15 protein-coding genes are annotated in these 18,213 nt (G+C 45.2%); 3 read left to right on the top strand and 12 right to left on the bottom strand.

Features of this window, described 5'->3' with window-relative positions; translation table 11 throughout:
- Positions 1 to 177: 177 nt before the first annotated feature.
- Positions 178 to 1,146, top strand: a complete 969-nt coding sequence (locus tag BLR43_RS05865; protein WP_093069543.1) for a DUF1853 family protein — start codon at positions 178 to 180, stop codon at positions 1,144 to 1,146.
- Between the two features lie 62 nt (positions 1,147 to 1,208).
- Here BLR43_RS05865 and BLR43_RS05860 read toward each other — a convergent pair whose 3' ends face one another.
- From BLR43_RS05860 to BLR43_RS05830, 7 genes are all read right to left on the bottom strand, one after another.
- Positions 1,209 to 1,739, bottom strand: a complete 531-nt coding sequence (locus BLR43_RS05860; protein ID WP_093069541.1) for a DUF2726 domain-containing protein — start codon at positions 1,737 to 1,739, stop codon at positions 1,209 to 1,211.
- A 298-nt stretch (positions 1,740 to 2,037) separates the two neighbouring features.
- On the bottom strand, positions 2,038 to 3,180 hold the full coding sequence (locus tag BLR43_RS05855) for a LysM peptidoglycan-binding domain-containing protein (RefSeq protein WP_093069539.1): 1,143 nt from the start codon (positions 3,178 to 3,180) through the stop codon (positions 2,038 to 2,040).
- Between the two features lie 248 nt (positions 3,181 to 3,428).
- Positions 3,429 to 4,787 carry a bifunctional folylpolyglutamate synthase/dihydrofolate synthase gene (locus BLR43_RS05850; RefSeq protein WP_093069536.1) on the bottom strand — a complete coding sequence of 453 codons (1,359 nt, stop codon included), beginning with the start codon at positions 4,785 to 4,787 and terminating at the stop codon, positions 3,429 to 3,431.
- A gap of 186 nt (positions 4,788 to 4,973) precedes the next feature.
- Positions 4,974 to 5,918 (bottom strand): acetyl-CoA carboxylase, carboxyltransferase subunit beta, encoded by a 945-nt coding sequence (gene accD, locus BLR43_RS05845; RefSeq protein WP_201587847.1) that lies wholly within the window; start codon positions 5,916 to 5,918, stop codon positions 4,974 to 4,976.
- A gap of 484 nt (positions 5,919 to 6,402) precedes the next feature.
- Complete coding sequence (gene trpA, locus BLR43_RS05840; RefSeq protein ID WP_093069534.1) at positions 6,403 to 7,227, bottom strand: tryptophan synthase subunit alpha; 825 nt, start codon at positions 7,225 to 7,227, stop codon at positions 6,403 to 6,405.
- A gap of 139 nt (positions 7,228 to 7,366) precedes the next feature.
- Entirely contained in the window at positions 7,367 to 8,641 is a 1,275-nt protein-coding gene (trpB, locus tag BLR43_RS05835) for a tryptophan synthase subunit beta (RefSeq protein WP_223334750.1), read from the bottom strand.
- 135 nt (positions 8,642 to 8,776) lie between these two features.
- Positions 8,777 to 9,448, bottom strand: coding sequence for a phosphoribosylanthranilate isomerase (locus BLR43_RS05830; protein ID WP_093069531.1), 672 nt, complete (start codon positions 9,446 to 9,448; stop codon positions 8,777 to 8,779).
- Positions 9,449 to 9,649: 201 nt separating this feature from the next.
- Between BLR43_RS05830 and BLR43_RS05825 the strand changes: the two genes are divergently transcribed.
- A complete protein-coding gene (locus BLR43_RS05825) occupies positions 9,650 to 11,269 on the top strand; it encodes a cryptochrome/photolyase family protein (protein WP_093069528.1) in 1,620 nt (539 codons plus the stop codon).
- Position 11,270: 1 nt separating this feature from the next.
- Here the strand turns inward: BLR43_RS05825 and BLR43_RS05820 are convergent, their stop codons facing one another.
- Positions 11,271 to 12,014: a DUF4230 domain-containing protein gene (locus BLR43_RS05820; protein WP_083328867.1), complete on the bottom strand. Its 744-nt coding sequence runs from the start codon at positions 12,012 to 12,014 to the stop codon at positions 11,271 to 11,273.
- Positions 12,015 to 12,729: 715 nt separating this feature from the next.
- On the opposite strand from BLR43_RS05820, the gene BLR43_RS05815 reads away from it, so the two are divergent.
- Positions 12,730 to 14,448 carry a proline--tRNA ligase gene (locus BLR43_RS05815; protein ID WP_071002226.1) on the top strand — a complete coding sequence of 573 codons (1,719 nt, stop codon included), beginning with the start codon at positions 12,730 to 12,732 and terminating at the stop codon, positions 14,446 to 14,448.
- A gap of 74 nt (positions 14,449 to 14,522) precedes the next feature.
- On the opposite strand, the gene queF is transcribed toward BLR43_RS05815, so the two are convergent.
- From queF to BLR43_RS05795, 4 genes are all read right to left on the bottom strand, one after another.
- Positions 14,523 to 15,392, bottom strand: coding sequence for an NADPH-dependent 7-cyano-7-deazaguanine reductase QueF (queF, locus tag BLR43_RS05810; protein ID WP_093069525.1), 870 nt, complete (start codon positions 15,390 to 15,392; stop codon positions 14,523 to 14,525).
- Positions 15,393 to 15,476: 84 nt separating this feature from the next.
- On the bottom strand, positions 15,477 to 16,250 hold the full coding sequence (locus BLR43_RS05805; protein ID WP_093069637.1) for an ABC transporter permease: 774 nt from the start codon (positions 16,248 to 16,250) through the stop codon (positions 15,477 to 15,479).
- A 29-nt stretch (positions 16,251 to 16,279) separates the two neighbouring features.
- Complete coding sequence (locus tag BLR43_RS05800; protein ID WP_093069523.1) at positions 16,280 to 17,242, bottom strand: ABC transporter ATP-binding protein; 963 nt, start codon at positions 17,240 to 17,242, stop codon at positions 16,280 to 16,282.
- Between the two features lie 299 nt (positions 17,243 to 17,541).
- Complete coding sequence (locus BLR43_RS05795) at positions 17,542 to 18,183, bottom strand: c-type cytochrome (RefSeq protein WP_379542912.1); 642 nt, start codon at positions 18,181 to 18,183, stop codon at positions 17,542 to 17,544.
- Between the last annotated feature and the right edge of the window lie 30 nt (positions 18,184 to 18,213).

The raw sequence follows: 18,213 nt of genomic DNA, 5'->3' as shown, positions 1-18,213 counted from the left end.
AATGGTTGGCTTTTTTTTGTGCTAAATTTTACTGTTATCAACATTCATATCCATCACATTAATATCATATTTTGAAGCCAAAAAGCTTAGCACTGCCATCGCCGATACTCGTGTCCTATAGACTTTTATAGAGCGAGCCGTTAGGGTAAATGCCTCACCACAATGATGGTTTATCCTATGTCCGATCCTATCAATCAGCCCACACATAATCGCCTCATAAATAATGCTCCTTGGGAGCGTTTCCGCCGGCCCTACGTGCGCGATTTGGCTTATGTACTGGCATGTCCTAATGTCTTGACCACGTGGCTAGACTTTGCACCGCATCAGAGCACACATACCGTTGCTGTGCATAGTGCACAATTTTGGCAAACACAGTTTGAAGCGTATGAGCAACGATTAACAGAGCTAGACACCACTGCCGCCTATCAAGAGCTGACCCGCTATTTACTCAAACGCCCTAGTCCCAATCGATTGGGCTTTCATTTTGAGGGACTACTATCGTTTTGGTTAGAGGATGGGTTTGCGCGTAATCTGCATCCGTACGAGACACTAGCTAATAATGTACAGCTGTACAATGGTAAGCAGACTGTCGGTGAGCTTGATTTGATTTTGTATAATCATGAAGAGGATCTGGTGGAGCATTGGGAACTAGCCATTAAATTTTTTATGGGATCAGCACCTTTTGAGCCTGTGAACTGGGTAGGGATTAACTCCAATGATAATCTACAGCGTAAGATGACGCACATGCAAACCAAGCAATTTCGAGCCGTCTGGGTAGATACGGAAGATCACGGGCAGGTCAAAATAGACAAGCGCTATGGTGTGATCAAAGGGCGATTCTTTTTACCGATTAACACAACCAACCTTGGCGATTATGATTGGCCTCATTGGCTAACACCCAGCTTTCCGATACATGAATGGTGTGACAAGAGAGATAAAACCGCTCTTGCGACGATTGACACCACTTCATTGCGAGCCGCGCATTATATTGAATGGTTCACTAAGCGCGACTTTTATGACCGCTATGGTCGGTTTCAGCCGCCCCTTACCTACCCTGACACGCCAAACCTCAGAACAGGATTGTACTTCGAAGGTGAGCGACTGATTGTCATTTATCCAAGGCAGTTAAGCCAAATAAAAGAATAGTCTAAGCTAGATAGTTTGAATAACTGTCTCATTTTAACAACCAAAGAAGCTTAGTGAGCCATTTAATAACTCTCTATCACCTGCATTAGCTCATATCTCAGCATATCGGCACTAGGCATACGCTCAGCGTGAAAACGAACGATGGCGATGCCTGCACTCGCCAGGGCTTTGTCTTTTTTATCATCAGCCTTTTGCCGCGCTTTGCTGCTATGTGTCCAGTCATCAAGCTCGATGGCAACTAGCGTGGTCTGAGCGTCAACATCCACGATTACATAATCAACGCTCTGACGGCAAATACGATTGAACCAAAAGCTGCGCTCGGATGTCTCGTCACTATTGGCTTCAATGATTCGTGACAGCTGAACTTGCACGAAGATATGATACTCTGGCAGCGCATTTTTTAATTTATTAAAAAATATCACTTCAGTGTCGGTCATGATTGGCATTGGGGCAAATGGCCAGATAGCGAGATCATCACCGCGCACAGGCTTTGGGTCTGGCTCTGCGACTGGACGTCTGGCCAATAGCTTTGGTAACGTAATCAGCCCTAAAAACCCAACGGCCAAGATTAAAAATATAGCGCCAAATGACATGGTTTTACCTTATACAATATAACAGTGACCGGCTAGCGTTCAAGACTCTGAAGAGTCAATGATCGGCTGATCACCACAGGGCAACCTATATAGGCTGACAGGTTATACAAAAATGAGTAATAAAAATGGTGCTCATCGTAACCAAGCTTGCGCCAATCGGCAAACGATAAAACAAAAAACACGACAGCGAATGTCGTGTTTTGATCATTAAATAATAATTCAAGTCAGTACTAAAGAAAATATCTCACTTATCTACTCATCAATCTCTGAAGACAGTCGCTGAGTCTATAGTTATAGCTTAACGCCAGTAAAGCACCCAAGCACCGGTCGTATTGACGTTAGAATCACTATTGATCTTATCTTTTAGTGCCAATGCGGCGACCTTTCCACGTTCAGGACCAACAATGACGCGTACACCGCGACTGGTCGGACTGGTCTTCACTTGATATCCAGCCTCTTTGAATTTTTTCGCTAGTTGATCCGCTTTGGCCTGATTATCTGCGAGCGCTACTTGCACCCCAAAGCTGCCTTTCGCATCGGTTTCTTTGACTTCTTGACGAGCCTCACGAAGCTTTTGCTGAGCCTCTCGCTTAGCCTCAGCCGCTTTTTCGGCAGCAGCGGCTTCTCGCTCCAGACGTTGCACTTGACTGCGCGAAGGTATGGTAATGTTTTGACCCAGCTGTAATGAGGTCGATGGTGAGATGTTATTTGCTTGAGCCAAGACTTCGACAGGCATATTGTACTGTCTTGCAAGCTTAATCAGCCCATCGCCTTTTTTGACTTGATAATCAGAGGGCGATTTTGGTGGTTCATTTTTAGCCGCTTCAGCTGCCTCTCTCTTTTTTTCGGCCGCAGCTTGAGCGTCCGCTTGTCTTTTCGCTTCTGCTTCTTTTTTACTTTCTGCTAGTTTTTCAGCAGCGGCTTTTTCTTGTTTTGCTTTGGCTTGTTGCTGCTCATCTTCCGCCTGCTTTTTTGCTTTGGCTTCATTCACTGCATCATCGGCTGCCTTAACCAATTTTTCAGCATCTTGCACTTCCTTACTTTTGACAATTTTGTCTGTGTCTTTTACGTCTTCTGAACTCTCACTCTGTTCATTTGTCGCCGCGATATTTTTGACATACTGCTGGCTTTCAGCACGGGCTTTGGCCAACGCTTCTGCTTCAGCCACTTCTTGTTCTGTCAAAAACTCCTGTGCGCGTCTCTCCTGCTCGGCAACACGAGCCGCACGTTCTTTTTGCTTTTGCGCAAGGATACGTTTTTCTGTCTCAATGTCAGTCGTTAGCGGTTGCGGAGATTCTTGCTCGGTCGTTGGTTTCTCTATCATCGCTGATGTTGGCTGTGGCTGGTTGCTCTCGCTAATCTGCTGCACCATGGCGTATAACATCACGCTACCGCCTAGAATCATCCCAATGCCCAATAAGGCTTGTCTCGAAAAGTTCATCCGTTTACGTCTCTTAGTTGGTGATAAGGTTGATTGAGCGGCGCAGGGACTGTCTTACAGCAATATAGATAATTGCGCTAATAAATACCTCGTACCGCCAGTTACTGCCATCAGTGTTCAAAATCTATGCCGACCCATTTATGCCAGTCTTGCAAATCATTTTGATTATAAAGCATATTTTTCGTGCTGTCTGCTATCAGGCAAGTACTAAGATTAACACTAAACAGGCGCCACTTTAACTTAAATGATCATACGGCGAGTGCAGCAAGCGCTTCGCCAATCGTATGAAACGAACCACATACGACGATTAGATCTTGTGGCTGACTATCAGCTATTACCGCATACGTCGCTGCATGCAAGCCATCGAATTGATATATGTTGGCGCTATCCACATATTGAGTTAAGACGCCTTGTAGCTGCTCGTTACTCGCGGCACGAGGATAATCAATCTCAGCAATGAACCAATCACTAATCGGCAAGCCTGCTTGAGTCAGACGTTGTACTACTTTGTCGATATCTTTATCACCCAACATAGAGAACAACATTTTGATTTTTGGAAGGTCTCTATCAGATTGGCTGCCGTGTTTACTCAAATGCTGATGCCAAAATGGCAATAACTGCGCTAATAAAAATTCCACACCTTGCTCGTTGTGCGCCACATCAAACAACCAATGACGATGATGGCTTTCACGATAATCAAAGCGCCCTGCCAGTTTGACAGTTTGCAATGCCTGCTCGATGGCACTTATATCGACTTTCAACGGGCTTGCAAGTACCGCCGATAGTGCATTAGCAGTATTGGTCAAGGATAGCGCAGGGCGTGGTAATTGCAAGGTAACTGCCGCATTACTGTATTGCCAAATCATTGAGTCAATATCGCGGTAGCTAAAATCTTGCCCAATTTGATAACAAGTCGCTTGCTTATTATTGATAGCGTGCTGCACGCTAGATGGCATTTCAATAGCACCATAAACTAAAGAGATACCTTGTCGCAATATACCTGCTTTCTCGCGACCGATGTCCTCAACATTGTCACCGAGCCAGTCGACATGATCGATACCAATATTAGTAATCACTGCCATATCAGGATCAATAATATTGACCACATCTAACCGTCCGCCTAATCCAACTTCTAACACCCATACATCACAGTCTGCCTCAGCAAATATGAGTAATGCTGCCAGCGTTGTCATCTCAAAGAATGACAAGGTCAAATCGCACTCTAAACGTGCTGCTTCGACTTTGCTAAAAGCATCAATCAGCGTCTCATCGCTGACCATTTTGCCATTGATACGCACGCGCTCATTAAATACGCTCAAGTGCGGCGATTGATATAGTGCCGTCTTATAACCTGCGGCTTTACACATTTCGGCGATAACAGCGGTCGTAGAGCCTTTACCATTGGTGCCTGCCACAGTGAAGACATAAGCGTCATCTTTAGCTGACTTTACTACTCCTAGCGCTTCGGCAACAGGCAATACACGCGATAGTCCCATATCTATCGCAGACACATGTATTTGCTGCATATAATTTAGCCATTCGGTCAAGCTGACCAAACCAACGTTGTCGTTAGGGCTACTAGAGTTGGACGCTACAAGATCAGACATGGATAAAACCTATAGTAAATTTAATAAGAAATAGAAATATATGTGTTGGCTAAAACCAAAAATAGCATTTACCGTGCAATGACGATAAATGCTATTAGAGGGTCTTGCATATGCAATAGATGTTAGCACGCGGCTAGGCGTTTATGCACTCAATAATTGACTCATGATACTGAGCCATACATCTTATTAAGCATCTACATTAGGTACGTGGCACAGTTTTGCGAGCAAACGATAGATCGTATCAATCAGTTGATGACGATGCACCACTTCATCTACGACGCCATGCTCTAATAAGAACTCTGCACGCTGGAACGGCTCTTCTAACGTCTCACGCACGGTCTGCTCGATTACACGCTTACCCGCGAAGCCAATCATCGCTTTTGGTTCTGCCAGATGGATATCACCCAGCATCGCCAATGACGCAGTCACACCGCCGTAGACAGGATTGGTCAATACCACAATATACGGAATACCAGCGATTTTTAGACGTTCAATCGCTGCCGCCGTGCGTGCCATTTGCATCAATGATAACAGACCTTCTTGCATACGCGCACCGCCAGAAGCAGCAAAGCACACTAACGGTACTTTTTGCTCAAGCGCTCTTTCAGCGGCTTGTACAAAACGATCGCCAACCACTGAACCCATCGAGCCGCCCATAAAATGGAAATCAAAGGCACAAGCGACAATATCAAGGTTACGCAGCTTGCCGTACATGGCAACCAGCGCTTCACTCTCGCCCGTTTTTTCTTGTGCTTCGCTCATACGCGCAGGATATGGCTTGCTATCCACAAAGCTAAGCGGATCTTTGGCAGTGAATTCTTGCCCTGTCTCACCGTCTATTTGATCAAGCAACCAATTTAAGCGCTCACGAGCACTCATCGGTAAATGATGATCACAGTGCGGACACACATAGCAGTTAAAAATCAGTGCGGTGTTGGTAATCACAGAATGACAATTGCTGCATTTGGTCGACGGTTCAGTCTCTACCGCGGTCAATTGCGCAGTTAATTGCTGCTTGATACCTGGTATAGGACGGTTAAACCATGACTGCCTATCCGCGTTGCTGTTTGGCTCGGCTTTAGCAGTATTATTATCGAGTTTTGTTGCTGTATCAGTCATATTATTTGCCATCATAAAAGGCTTATTGACAAGTTGGCTCATTCGCTTGTCATTGAGAGTTTAATGGTTGTCTAAACAAAGCGTCAAACCCAGTCATAACATGAGCAATTATGCGACACGCTAATGTATCAATCTTACGTGTCGATCATTTGGTTAGGTGCTTGTTGATAGATGATGTGCTTGTTGAGACTTTTTGGCAAATGCTTTTTGGCAGATGCTTTTTGAAACTAGTCACTGACAAATCACGGCTATCAGACGCCATATAATAGTCATGTTAGTTTACACTCGTAAACTAAATTTAGCAAAGTCATTTAACGTCATCTTTCAGTAACGTTTTTGAGTCATTGATTCCCATTATTTAACTTCGCGATTCAAGGACAACTACTCAAAATAACCCCTTCAAACCAGCTATTACCTTTATCAAATTGCCTCAATGAGATACTTAAAACATCTTGCCGCTGTTAGATTAATAAAAGCGATACTAGGATAATGAATATTAAGCACTCAGACTGTCTAATGCTGCACGCAGCTCATCCATTTTTGCCATGATGTTTTGCTGAGCCTTGGCCACAGCCGCGGTATCATTGGCATCAATATCTGCAAAATTCTGTACCAATGCACTACCCACGATAACGCCATCCGCATGAGTACCAATTGCTTTTGCAGAAGCGCCATCACGGATACCGAAGCCTACACACACAGGCAGGTCTGTCTCTGCTTTGATCGCTTGCACTTGCGTCGCCACATCATCGGTATCGAGCGTGGCTGAACCCGTCACGCCTTTTAGCGATACATAGTAAATATAACCACCGCAATGGGTCAATACTTGCTCGCGGCGCTCAGGCAAAGTGGTCGGCGACAGCAAGAAAATCTCATTCATCGAATGGTCGGTCAAATGCTGCGTAAAGCTACCCGCCTCTGCTGGTGGCAAATCTACCATTAGTAGGCCATCAACGCCTGACTGCTCGCATAGCGTGACAAAATTGTCATAGCCGATAATCTCTACAGGATTGAGATAACCCATTAAGATGATTGGCGTTTGCGTGTCGGTTTGGCGAAACTCTGCCACCATCTTTAGCGTGTCACGTGTGCTCGTACCTGCGGCTAAGGCACGCTCACCTGCCAGCGATACGACTGGACCATCTGCCATCGGGTCAGAGAACGGCAGACCGACTTCGATCATATCTGCACCGTGCTTCACTAAATCGTGCAATAGACCGACAGTGGTTGCAGGATTAGGATCGCCTGCCATGACATAAGGAATCAGGGCTTTTTTATTTTGTGATTTTAAAGTTTCAAAGGTGCTTTCAATTCTGGTCATAGTGGTCTCTTAATTATTATAAACTGGCTTGTCTGACCCTTTATCTAATACTTCTTGTTAAATAAAGGGTCTAAGCGATTTTTCTTATGAGGAAGTGGCTAGCAACTTATAAATTGATCATTCATCAAATGACTTGTTACTACATCTCAATCCCTTCTGCTTTCATTACTGAATGCAAATCTTTGTCACCGCGACCTGACATATTAACGATGATTGTCTGATCAGGCGTCATGGTTTTCGCCAGTTTCAATGCATAAGCGATAGCATGAGAAGTCTCAAGCGCAGGGATGATACCTTCTTTGCGCGTGGCTTCATGGAAACCTTCTAGCGCCTCTTTGTCAGTACAGCCGACATACTCAACGCGTTTCATGTCTTTTAGGAAGCTGTGCTCAGGGCCAACACCAGGATAATCAAGACCGGCTGAGATAGAATGCGTCTCTTGAATCTGACCATCATCATCTGCCATGAGGTAAGTACGGTTACCATGCAGCACGCCAATACGACCTGCAGCCAATGGCGCAGAATGACGACCTGACTCGATACCATCACCCGTGGCTTCGACGCCATACATCTTAACGTCAGTATCATTGAGGAAATCAAAGAACAAACCAATAGCATTTGAACCACCACCAACACAAGCAACCAATGCATCAGGAAGCTTGCCTGTTTTTTCTAAATGCTGAATGCGCGCTTCTTTCCCAATAATCGCTTGGAAATCACGAACCAATAGCGGATAAGGATGCGGCCCTGCGACCGTACCAATAATATAATACGTGCTATCAACATTGGTCACCCAATCACGCATGGCCTCGTTCATCGCGTCTTTTAGCGTGCGTGAGCCAGACGTTACTGGCACCACTGTCGCACCAAGCAAACGCATACGATAGACGTTCATTTTTTGACGTTCAACATCGTCAGCACCCATATATACGATACACTCTAGCCCCAAGCGTGCTGCAATCGTTGCGGTCGCGACACCATGCTGTCCTGCGCCAGTTTCGGCGATGATACGTTTTTTGCCACACATCTTGGCAAGCAATGCTTGTCCAATGGTGTTGTTTACTTTGTGCGCGCCAGTATGGTTCAGGTCTTCACGCTTAAAGTAAATTTGCGCGCCGCCGATCTCATCACTCAAGCGTTTGGCGTGATACAGCGGCGTTGGACGACCGACATAATTGACCAAATCGTTATGATACTCTTCCCAAAACGCTGGATCTGCTTTGACTTTGGTATAAAGCGTCTCAAGCTCTTCTAATGCGGCCATCAGCGTCTCAGAGACAAAGCGTCCACCATGTACACCGAAATGGCCGCGTGCATCAGGGTATTGGTTAAAATCTTGCACGTTTTCAGGATTGGTAAAGGTGTTTATAGATTGTGCTGTAGTAGATAAATCTTTGTTCGCGACATGACTCATGGTAATTCCTACTGTAATAAGTGGTATTTTTTAGAATAAATATAAAGAGAAAAATGAAATAAGATTGGAACGGATAAATCGGAATAACGACCAAATAAGCCTATTATATATAGAAAATAACCTACGATAACAAACTTAAATGGCGTCAGTGACCGTAGCGTTTTGCCATCGGTCGCGCTTGACCGCTTTCATAAAGGCACGCATCTTAGCAGCATCTTTTTTGCCTTTATCAACCTCGATACCACCACTGACATCAACGCCGTAGATGGGCAGATTTGATGTCTCTGCGACATTTTGCGCATCAAGACCACCAGCCAGTACAATGGGTAACGCGCTGTCATGGGGAATGAGACTCCAGTCAAAGCGCTGCCCTGTCCCGCCATATGCCGCTTGATGATACGCATCCAGCAAAATACTACTGGCACCTGCATCAGCAAACTGTGCAACCTGAGCACGAACGCTATCGGGCGTGTCTTGCTCTACATTGATACGCAATGCTTTGATCCAGCGTTTATTGACACGGCTTGCCAGCTGCTCGCATTGTTCGGGCGTTTCATCACCGTGAAACTGAAGGATATCAAAAGGTACATCGTTTGCTAATTTGACTAGCTCTTCTTTAGGCATATTGACCACTAACGCCACCACGCTCACAAAAGCAGGCACGGCAGCACTCAATGTCTGTGCTTGCTCTATCGTGACCGCACGCGGACTTGGCGGATAAAACACCAAACCGACTGCGTCTGCACCTAACTGTGCCGCAGTCTGTATGTCACTAAGCTGAGTAAATCCGCAAAACTTAACGTGCATTTTGTGACCTTGGATTTTATATACATAAATCTGACATCGATTATAGCGGCATCAGATAGCGTCAGACTAAAGATAAATCGTGAGATATGATGAGAATTTGTTACGCAAACGGCAAAGCCATTGCATCCAAAAACTTATCCTAGCATACTTTTATGCCGAGTTTTGTTTATGATTGCGATTGATTCATATAGGGATACTTTGATGTCAAAGACTACTAACAACAATGGTAGCAATAATAAAAACAATGACAGTAGCGATAGCGACAGTCCGTTGCATTACTTGATGTGGTTTCGTCGAGATTTGCGCATTCATGATAATACTGCATTGGCAGCACTGTGCGAGCGGGCTAATGAAGACAATGCATCGGTATCCGCCATATTCTTTTTGACACCTGAGCAGTGGCAACAGCATGACACCTCTCTGGTGCAAGTCGACCATATTGCCCGTACGTTACCTATACTAGCAAAGGATTTGAAATCACAACTGAATATCACTTTAACAGTACAGCTCTGTCCAAGCTTTTCTGACTGTATAGAGTCTCTGACGAGCTTATGCAAGGACAACGACATCAGCTGCGTCATGGCTAACCATGAATACGAAGGCAATGAGATTGATCGTGATGAGGCATTGAGTGAGCAGCTTGCAAAAGACGACATCGAGTTTGTCCGCTGGCATGACCAATGTAACTTGCCACCGCTGAGTATTACGACAAATGACGGCGATAGTATGTATAAAGTCTTCACGCCGTTTTATAAGAAATGGCGACATACGCTAGACGTTAGCACCATTCAAATGCATGACGCACCAGCAGTCGACTGCGATGATAAAATCGAGCTAAAATCATCGAAAAATAGTGCCTATACAGCTGACGATATCAAAGCCCTCAGTGAAGAAATGCTTGGTGATTATCAAAAGACGCTGCAAAAAGAGGACTCGTTACAGCATATCGATATAAAAGCCCAACTCACTGCCGCAAGGGACGCCTATCCTGCAGGGGAGTCTGCTGCTTGCCAGCGCTTAGATGAGTTTGTCGCTGATGATATCAATGACTATGATGTCAGCCGCGATGTGCCGCACCTGCATGCCACCAGTCAGCTATCCGCTTATCTCACTATAGGCACTATCAGCCCTCGGCTCTGTTATTTACAAGCCAGCAAAGTACAAGAAAAGCTACACGGTAATGATGGCGATAATGAAGATATCGACCGCTGGATAAGCGAGCTTGCTTGGCGAGATTTTTATCGTCATGTGCTGATCGATAAGCCAAACCTGATTCGCCATAAAGCGTATAAAGAGGACACTGACACCAAAGTGAGTTGGTCATACGATGAAGAGGATTTTCAAGCATGGTGCACGGGCAAAACAGGCGTACCACTCGTTGATGCGGCGATGCGCTGTCTAAACGCTACTGGATTTATGCACAATCGACTGCGCATGGTCACAGCAATGTTTTTGACCAAAGACTTGTTGATTGATTGGCGCTTGGGTGAGCGCTACTTTATGCAGCAGCTCATCGATGGGGATTTTGCCTCCAATAATGGCGGCTGGCAATGGAGCGCATCAACAGGTACTGACTCAGCACCCTACTTCCGTATTATGAACCCCTTTAGCCAAGGCAGCACTCATGATAAAAAAGCGATATTTATCAAAACGTGGCTACCAGAACTAAAAGACATCCCCGCGAGCACTTTGCATAGTGAGGATAAAATGCGTAAAGCACTGGCGAAGGGCGGCAAGTTTGCTGATATCGACTACCCTGTGCCGATGGTCGAACATAAATCAGCACGTAAGCTCGCCATTGCTGAATTTAAAAAAGAGTAAACTAGCTATTAGTGACTGCTGGCAACTGACATGCGCCTGCACCCTGCGTGTTGACCGTCACGACAGCACCCGTTAAAGCAAACAGCTGCTGCAATTGCGTTTGAGCATTTTGCAGCGCCATATTCATGACATCTCCTCGGCAGGCACGCTCTAGCACTTCTTTTTTTGCCATGGTTTGTGCTTGCGCCAATATCTTAGGATCAACTTGCATCATGCCAAAAGCGCCTGTCTGCCAGTCATAAATCTCGATATCATCTAAATATACTGAAAATATCTCTGTAGGTGGTAAGGTAATATTGATTTGTGGCATGGCTGAGGCAGGTGCATTATTCGCTGCTTGCTCATCCTCTGCATCAGTTATAGTCTGAGTAGGCTGAATGACCTGCACCATCTCAGGCGTCAAAGCACTCAGATCAACCCCTGCTTCGACGCGGCCATGAGCAATGAACAGCGCTTTTTGTTCATCTTGCCACAACTTCATCCAACTCCCTGGACGCTCACTCGTAATCACCGTATCAACACTAAACGCGACGGTATGGAGTCTGTTTAATTGCTGGATTTGCGTGACCACGCCTTCTCGAGTGATGGTTTCTATCGGTTCTTCTTCTGTGATTTTTTGCGCGCTATAAATAGCAAAAACGATGGCTGCTAAGCCAATGAGTAATATTACCCAAGACATCATGGCAATAGGCTGCTTCGCTGGCTTGTGGGTGCCATTGGTATTGTTCATATCAGGACTACTCATAGAAGTTACCTTTATAAAGGTGCATCGTTATAAGAGTGCATCGTTTTTCAGATGACCAACGGTTTTATATAATTAAAACAAATACTTAACCTGTAAATGCGACTATTGTGCAGTTAATTCAAGTAGTGGCTACCAATCTTCTACATAATACGTAAATTGTGTTCATCTTAAAATCTTATAAATATAGTGAATTCAGTATAAAAACGACACAGTGGGACTGGGATAAATTTTTCGCAGCATCGAGCAGCGTAGGCACAGCACGCAAGGAAAATTTAGACCAGTTCCACCTTGATATATAATGTATCTGTTTTATTTAGGATTGACTATAACTCAATTATTCGAGTCTCATCTCAGCCTTTGTATAACGTTCGGTCTGAAAAGATAAAAAGTCATTGCGTCTTAGGCGAACTTTACCTAACATAGTCAGATTGTATGTATAAAATGTCAGTCTTTTAGCATTATCAGGCTCTTGCCCTGAATATATTGCATTTCGGCATATTCATACCTTAAATCAAATTTGCCTCTCTTGTTTACTCTTATAAGAGGGGTTCTTACTGATGTGCTTTTTTATACCAGCATGTGAGTAACTAGGAAATACCCTAGAATATTGCTAAGTGATAAAGGTAAGCTTGCGGCGGCAATGAAACGATTAGCCATACGCTCAACATCCTACTATTTCTTATTTTTTTATCAAAGATAAGGTTACGCTTTATTTATGAAAGCCAGTCAATTTTTATTTGCCACACTAAAAGAAACCCCAAGTGATGCCGACATCGCCTCAAGCCAATTGATGGTGCGTGCTGGTCTTATCCGCAAGATCGCTTCTGGATTGTATATTTGGTTGCCCATGGGTCTGCGTATTTTGCAAAAGGTTGAGCGCATCGTTCGTGAAGAGATGCAAAACATCGGCGCACAAGAGTTGCTGATGCCGATGACGCAGCCTGCTGAGCTATGGCAGACCAGCGGACGCTTTGAAGACTACGGCCCTGAGCTACTGCGTTTCAAAGACCGTCATGATCGTGACTTTGTGCTGGGTCCAACGCATGAAGAAGTCATCACCAATCTGGCAAAAGGCGAGCTACGTAGTTATAAGCAACTACCGATTACTTTCTTTCAGATTCAAAGCAAATTCCGTGACGAGATTCGTCCACGCTTTGGTGTGATGCGCGCACGCGAATTTACCATGAAAGATGCTTACTCGTTCCATATCGATCAAGCCTCACTTGCTGAGACTTATCAAGATATGTACGACGCCTATACTCGTATCTTTAGCCGTTTGGGTTTTGACTTTCGCGCGGTACAAGCGGATTCAGGCTCTATCGGCGGCTTTGCCTCACATGAGTTTCATGTTTTGGCAGACAGCGGCGAAGATGACATTGCCTTCTCCACCATCTCTGACTATGCGGCCAATATTGAGCTTGCTGAAGCCATTAGCACAGGCGAGCGTCAGCCTGCGACCCAAGAACTGACCAACGTTGATACCGTTAATATGCCAACCTGCGAAGCAGTTGCTGAGCATTTAGACATTCCACTTGCCACCACCGTGAAAACCTTGATTGTTAAAGGTCATACGCCAGAAGGCGAAGAGCAGTTGGTTGCGCTGGTACTGCGCGGCGATCATACGCTCAACGACATCAAAGCGGAAAAAATCGAAGAAGTAAACACGCCGCTGACTATGGCGAGTGAAGAGGAGCTAAAAGCCGCAGGACTGCTCAAAGGCTATATCGGTGTCGATCTAGATATCCCTGTGTTCGTCGATCGCGCAGCGGCTATTCTCTCTGACTTTGTCGCTGGTGCCAACGAAGTCAACAAGCACGCAACCGGAGTCAATTGGGATCGTGACGCGCACATCACACGCATCGTTGATATCCGCAACGTACTCGAAGGCGACGCCTCACCTGATGGTCAGGGAACCCTACAAATTAAACGCGGTATCGAAGTTGGTCATATCTTCCAGTTGGGTGATAAGTACTCACAAGCACTTGGCTGCAGCGTCTCAGGCGAAGCTGGCAAGCCTGTAACCTTGATGATGGGCTGCTATGGTATCGGCGTCAGCCGCATCATCGCTGCTGCCATCGAGCAAAACCACGATGATAACGGTATCATATGGCCACAAACGCCTGATGTAAAAGACTCACTTGCGCCTTTTGAAGTGGCTATCGTACCGATGAAGTCAAAAGAAGAGACGGTCATGCAGACTGCCACTGAGCTTTATGAGATGCTAAAGGCCAAAGGTGTCAACATCCTACTGGACGATCGTAACGAACGCCCAGGAGTGAAGTTTGCTGATTTAGAATTGATTGGTATTCCACACCGTATCGTCGTGTCTGATCGTAACATCGCTGAAGACAAATACGAATATGTCAATCGTCGTGACGGTGAAAAAGAGTTGCTTAGCCGTGACGAGCTACTGGCAAAATTGGGCTGCGAGTAAACTGGTTAATACACAAAAAGCGCCTCATAAGTAGGCGCTTTTTTTATGTCTGTCATATCATGATTGAATGATCACTACTGGCGAATCAAACGACTCGGCGCAGGCAATAGTGCCATATCACTGACACGGCAAGGATTGATATCGATACCGCCGCGGCGTGTATACCATGCGCGTACCATCAACTCACTTGGCTGATAATACTGACTCAAATCCGCAAAAATCTGCTCAACACACTGCTCATGAAAGCCGTTATGCTGACGGAAACTTAATATATAACGTAGCATATTTGCGTTGTTAAAAGTCTTGTCAGTCGTTATCGACACAGCTAGTGTGCCCCAATCTGGCTGATTGGTCACAGGACAGTTACTACGCAGCAGATTAGAATAAAAAACATAAGGCTGATTGCTGTTATTTGCCACACGTTCACTGCTCGCTTCTGTTTCATCATTACTCAACAGTGATGCATCAGGATGCTCAGTTAACGCGATTTTTCCCGTGCTACCTGCCAATGCGTCATCAATACAAATACCTGTTGGCTGGGCTATTAGCAGGCTTGCTGCATCATTCAGCGTAAATAACTCCACCTGTACTTCCGCTTGCAAACAGGCTGACAGGTCTTTAGCGATCAACGCTTGAACGTCATTCCAACTGGCGAACTCAGTAAAATTGATACTGTTCAAATATAGCTTGAGCGATTTTGACTCGACGATAAAGGGCGAGCTGGCAGGAATACTAAACCGCACCATCGCCACTTGCGAAATACCTTGTAGATTTAACCAAGAGAGCTCGAATGCCTGCCACCAATCTACGCCGACCGTTAGTTTGTCAGCGTGCCAGCCAATCACATCACGTCCCATACTACGTGCAATAGGATATAGCGTCTCTGGGCTATACTCAGTCGGATAATCGGTGGTTTGCTCACCTAAAATGCCATGAATACTCATTTACTTTCCTACTATTTAATCGTTAAACCCTAACTGCTCAACCGACAGCGCTTTGGGCATCGCTATCGCTTCACACGCTGACCATCACAAGCGCACGCGTGAGCCGTTATCAAGCAGACGATAAGCGATGATATAAAATATCACGCAAAATACAAAAATCGCTGCCATCGAATACCAAACGTTGACATCAGAGTAGCCCAAGATACCGTAACGGAAAGAGTTGACCATATAGACGATAGGGTTAAGCAATGAGATGTTTTGCCAAAATGGTGATAAATTTTCCATCGAATAGAACACGCCGCCAAGATAGGTCAGCGGCGTCAATACAAAGCTTGGAATGATTGAGATATCATCAAATGATCGCGCAAACACCGCATTGATAAAACCGCCTAATGAAAACAAGGTAGACGTGCCAAGTACCGTAAATACAGTGACAAATAAATGCTCAATACCAAGGTCAGTAAAGAATAGCGCGACAATCGAAACAATGACACCGATGGCCAGTCCACGGAAGATACCACCGCTGATATAACCCATCAAAATTGCATGTTTGGACACAGGCGAGACCAAAAGCTCTTCAATACTAGATGTAAACTTGGCACTAAAGAAACTCGAAACCACGTTCGAGTAACTGTTGGTAATGATCGACATCATGATCAAACCTGGTACGATAAACTGCATGTAGGGCACGCCACCCATCTCACCTACGCGCGAGCCAATCATCTTACCAAAAATGACAAAGTACAAGCTCATCGTAATCACTGGCGGTAAGAGCGTCTGCGGCCAAATACGCAGAATACGGCGCACTTCTTTGAACCAAATAGTACGAAACGCAATCCACTTTTTACTCAGTGACATCGTTTTATTATGATCGATTAGTTCCTGACTCATAATCCCGCCTCCTTCATGCTGTTTGCACTTTCAATATTTTTGTCAACCAAGCGCATAAACAACTCTTCTAGACGGTTGGCTTTATTACGCATACTGCCGACTTTGATGCCTTTATCAGACAACTGATCAAAGACACCATTTAATGACTCGCCTTCTGTCAGGGTGACTTCTAGCGTCTGCTTATCTGGCTGGGAGATGTCTGTCACTCCGGTCAGAGCCAATTGCTCATTGAGCGGCGTCTCTAGATCAAAGACAAACGTCTCTACAGATAACTGCGCCAATAAACCTTTCATTTCTGTATTGATACGAATCTCACCGTGATCCAAGATCGCAATGCGTTTACACAACTGCTCGGCTTCTTCGAGATAGTGGGTGGTCAAAATAATCGTGGTGTTTTCTTCGATATTGATCTGCTGCATAAACTCCCACATCGAGCGGCGCAGCTCAATATCGACACCCGCTGTGGGCTCATCGAGAATCAGTAATTTTGGTTTATGAATCAAGGCGCGCGCGATCATCAGACGGCGTTTCATACCGCCAGATAAATCACGCGATTTGCTATCACGCTTGTCCCATAGCCCCAGTGCTGTCAGCAGCCTTTTTGCGCGAGGTCTGGCTTCTTTTGCTGGAATACCAAAGTAACCTGCTTGCGTAATTAAGATATCTTCGACTTTCTCAAACATGTTGAAATTAAATTCTTGCGGTACTACGCCAAGGTACTGTTTGGCAATCGAAGGGTTCTCTAATAAATCTGTCCCAAAAATATGGACACTACCCGTTGTTGGCTTAAATAGTGAACTGATAATGCCAATCATGGTGGACTTACCTGCGCCATTTGGGCCAAGCAGTGCAAAGAACCCACCTTGTGGTACGGTTAAATCAACCCCTTTTAACGCCGAAAACCCATTGTCATAGGTTTTGGATAAGCCTTGGATAGAAAGTGCTGGTACATCAGACATGAAGACCTCTTATTTTTTATCAATTTGTATAAAACACGATTTTAGAATAATAGGCCGTGTTGAACATTCGACTGTCATTATCATACTGACCGAGGCCATATAAAAATGTTCAACACGCTCTACTATCTAGAAGACACGGTGTAATCTCATAAAATGAGGCTGCTAATCGCAAATTTCAACTGCTTTATATTTGAAGTACCGTATTAATAATACTTATTATAAAAAAGCGCCTATCTCATTACTGAAATAGGCGCTTTATCGATAACTGTTGTAAGAGCCAGCAAAGCCGCTAGCAAAAATTAGCTGGCTTCTGCAACCATATAGTCTACAGCGTTTTGGACTTCTTCATCAGGAATGTCCGCGCCGCCTTTGGCAGGCATCGCATTGAAACCGTTGATAGCATGGGTATATAGCGTATCTTTACCTTTCGCGATACGTGGTCCCCAAGCGCCAGCATCACCAAAGATAGGTGAACCTAACAAACCAGAGGCGTGACAAGTATGGCATACCGCATTGTATACTGCTTTACCATCACGAGGACCGTCGCCAGCAGATGGGCCAGATGAGCGTGCTGTTACGTCACACACTTCATCGTCTTCAAAACATACAGTTGCAACAGGTTGAATACGCGCAATCAGATTAGGATACAAAGCAATCAGCTTTTGTACTTGCGGCGTATCTTGCGGAATCGGCTCTTCGTCAGTGGCAGGCGCTGCAGCGGCGGTCTCTTCACCTTCTGCTGGAGCGGCACCATCAGCAGGTGCAGCGCCATCTGTTGTGTCTGCAGCAGCTTGGGGCTCACCACCTAGCGTTTGAGGTGCCTCTTCTACGACTTCTTGGCCTTCTGCGACGTCAGTCACAGTTACAGGCGTGTCGACAATATCTTCAGCTTGGCTCACCGCGATACTAGCGATTCCTAGAATGGCAGCTGCCGATAACATAACTACTTTTCTCATTCGTCACGTTCTCTT

The organism is Psychrobacter pacificensis, assembly GCF_900101915.1.
Taxonomy (GTDB): domain Bacteria; phylum Pseudomonadota; class Gammaproteobacteria; order Pseudomonadales; family Moraxellaceae; genus Psychrobacter; species Psychrobacter pacificensis.
The sequence above is the reverse complement of the archived record's forward strand: the minus strand, read 5'-3'. Positions and strand labels throughout refer to the sequence as shown.

Excerpts from the sequence above, each read along its gene's own strand:
- BLR43_RS05865 (WP_093069543.1), top strand. The coding sequence starts at position 178 with ATGTCCGATCCTATCAATCAGCCCACACATAATCGCCTCATAAATAAT.
- BLR43_RS05860 (WP_093069541.1), bottom strand. The coding sequence starts at position 1,739 with ATGTCATTTGGCGCTATATTTTTAATCTTGGCCGTTGGGTTTTTAGGG.
- BLR43_RS05855 (WP_093069539.1), bottom strand. The coding sequence starts at position 3,180 with ATGAACTTTTCGAGACAAGCCTTATTGGGCATTGGGATGATTCTAGGC.
- BLR43_RS05850 (WP_093069536.1), bottom strand. The coding sequence starts at position 4,787 with ATGTCTGATCTTGTAGCGTCCAACTCTAGTAGCCCTAACGACAACGTT.
- accD (WP_201587847.1), bottom strand. The coding sequence starts at position 5,918 with ATGGCAAATAATATGACTGATACAGCAACAAAACTCGATAATAATACT.
- trpA (WP_093069534.1), bottom strand. The coding sequence starts at position 7,227 with ATGACCAGAATTGAAAGCACCTTTGAAACTTTAAAATCACAAAATAAA.
- trpB (WP_223334750.1), bottom strand. The coding sequence starts at position 8,641 with ATGAGTCATGTCGCGAACAAAGATTTATCTACTACAGCACAATCTATA.
- BLR43_RS05830 (WP_093069531.1), bottom strand. The coding sequence starts at position 9,448 with ATGCACGTTAAGTTTTGCGGATTTACTCAGCTTAGTGACATACAGACT.
- BLR43_RS05825 (WP_093069528.1), top strand. The coding sequence starts at position 9,650 with ATGTCAAAGACTACTAACAACAATGGTAGCAATAATAAAAACAATGAC.
- BLR43_RS05820 (WP_083328867.1), bottom strand. The coding sequence starts at position 12,014 with ATGAGTAGTCCTGATATGAACAATACCAATGGCACCCACAAGCCAGCG.
- BLR43_RS05815 (WP_071002226.1), top strand. The coding sequence starts at position 12,730 with ATGAAAGCCAGTCAATTTTTATTTGCCACACTAAAAGAAACCCCAAGT.
- queF (WP_093069525.1), bottom strand. The coding sequence starts at position 15,392 with ATGAGTATTCATGGCATTTTAGGTGAGCAAACCACCGATTATCCGACT.
- BLR43_RS05805 (WP_093069637.1), bottom strand. The coding sequence starts at position 16,250 with ATGTCACTGAGTAAAAAGTGGATTGCGTTTCGTACTATTTGGTTCAAA.
- BLR43_RS05800 (WP_093069523.1), bottom strand. The coding sequence starts at position 17,242 with ATGTCTGATGTACCAGCACTTTCTATCCAAGGCTTATCCAAAACCTAT.
- BLR43_RS05795 (WP_379542912.1), bottom strand. The coding sequence starts at position 18,183 with ATGTTATCGGCAGCTGCCATTCTAGGAATCGCTAGTATCGCGGTGAGC.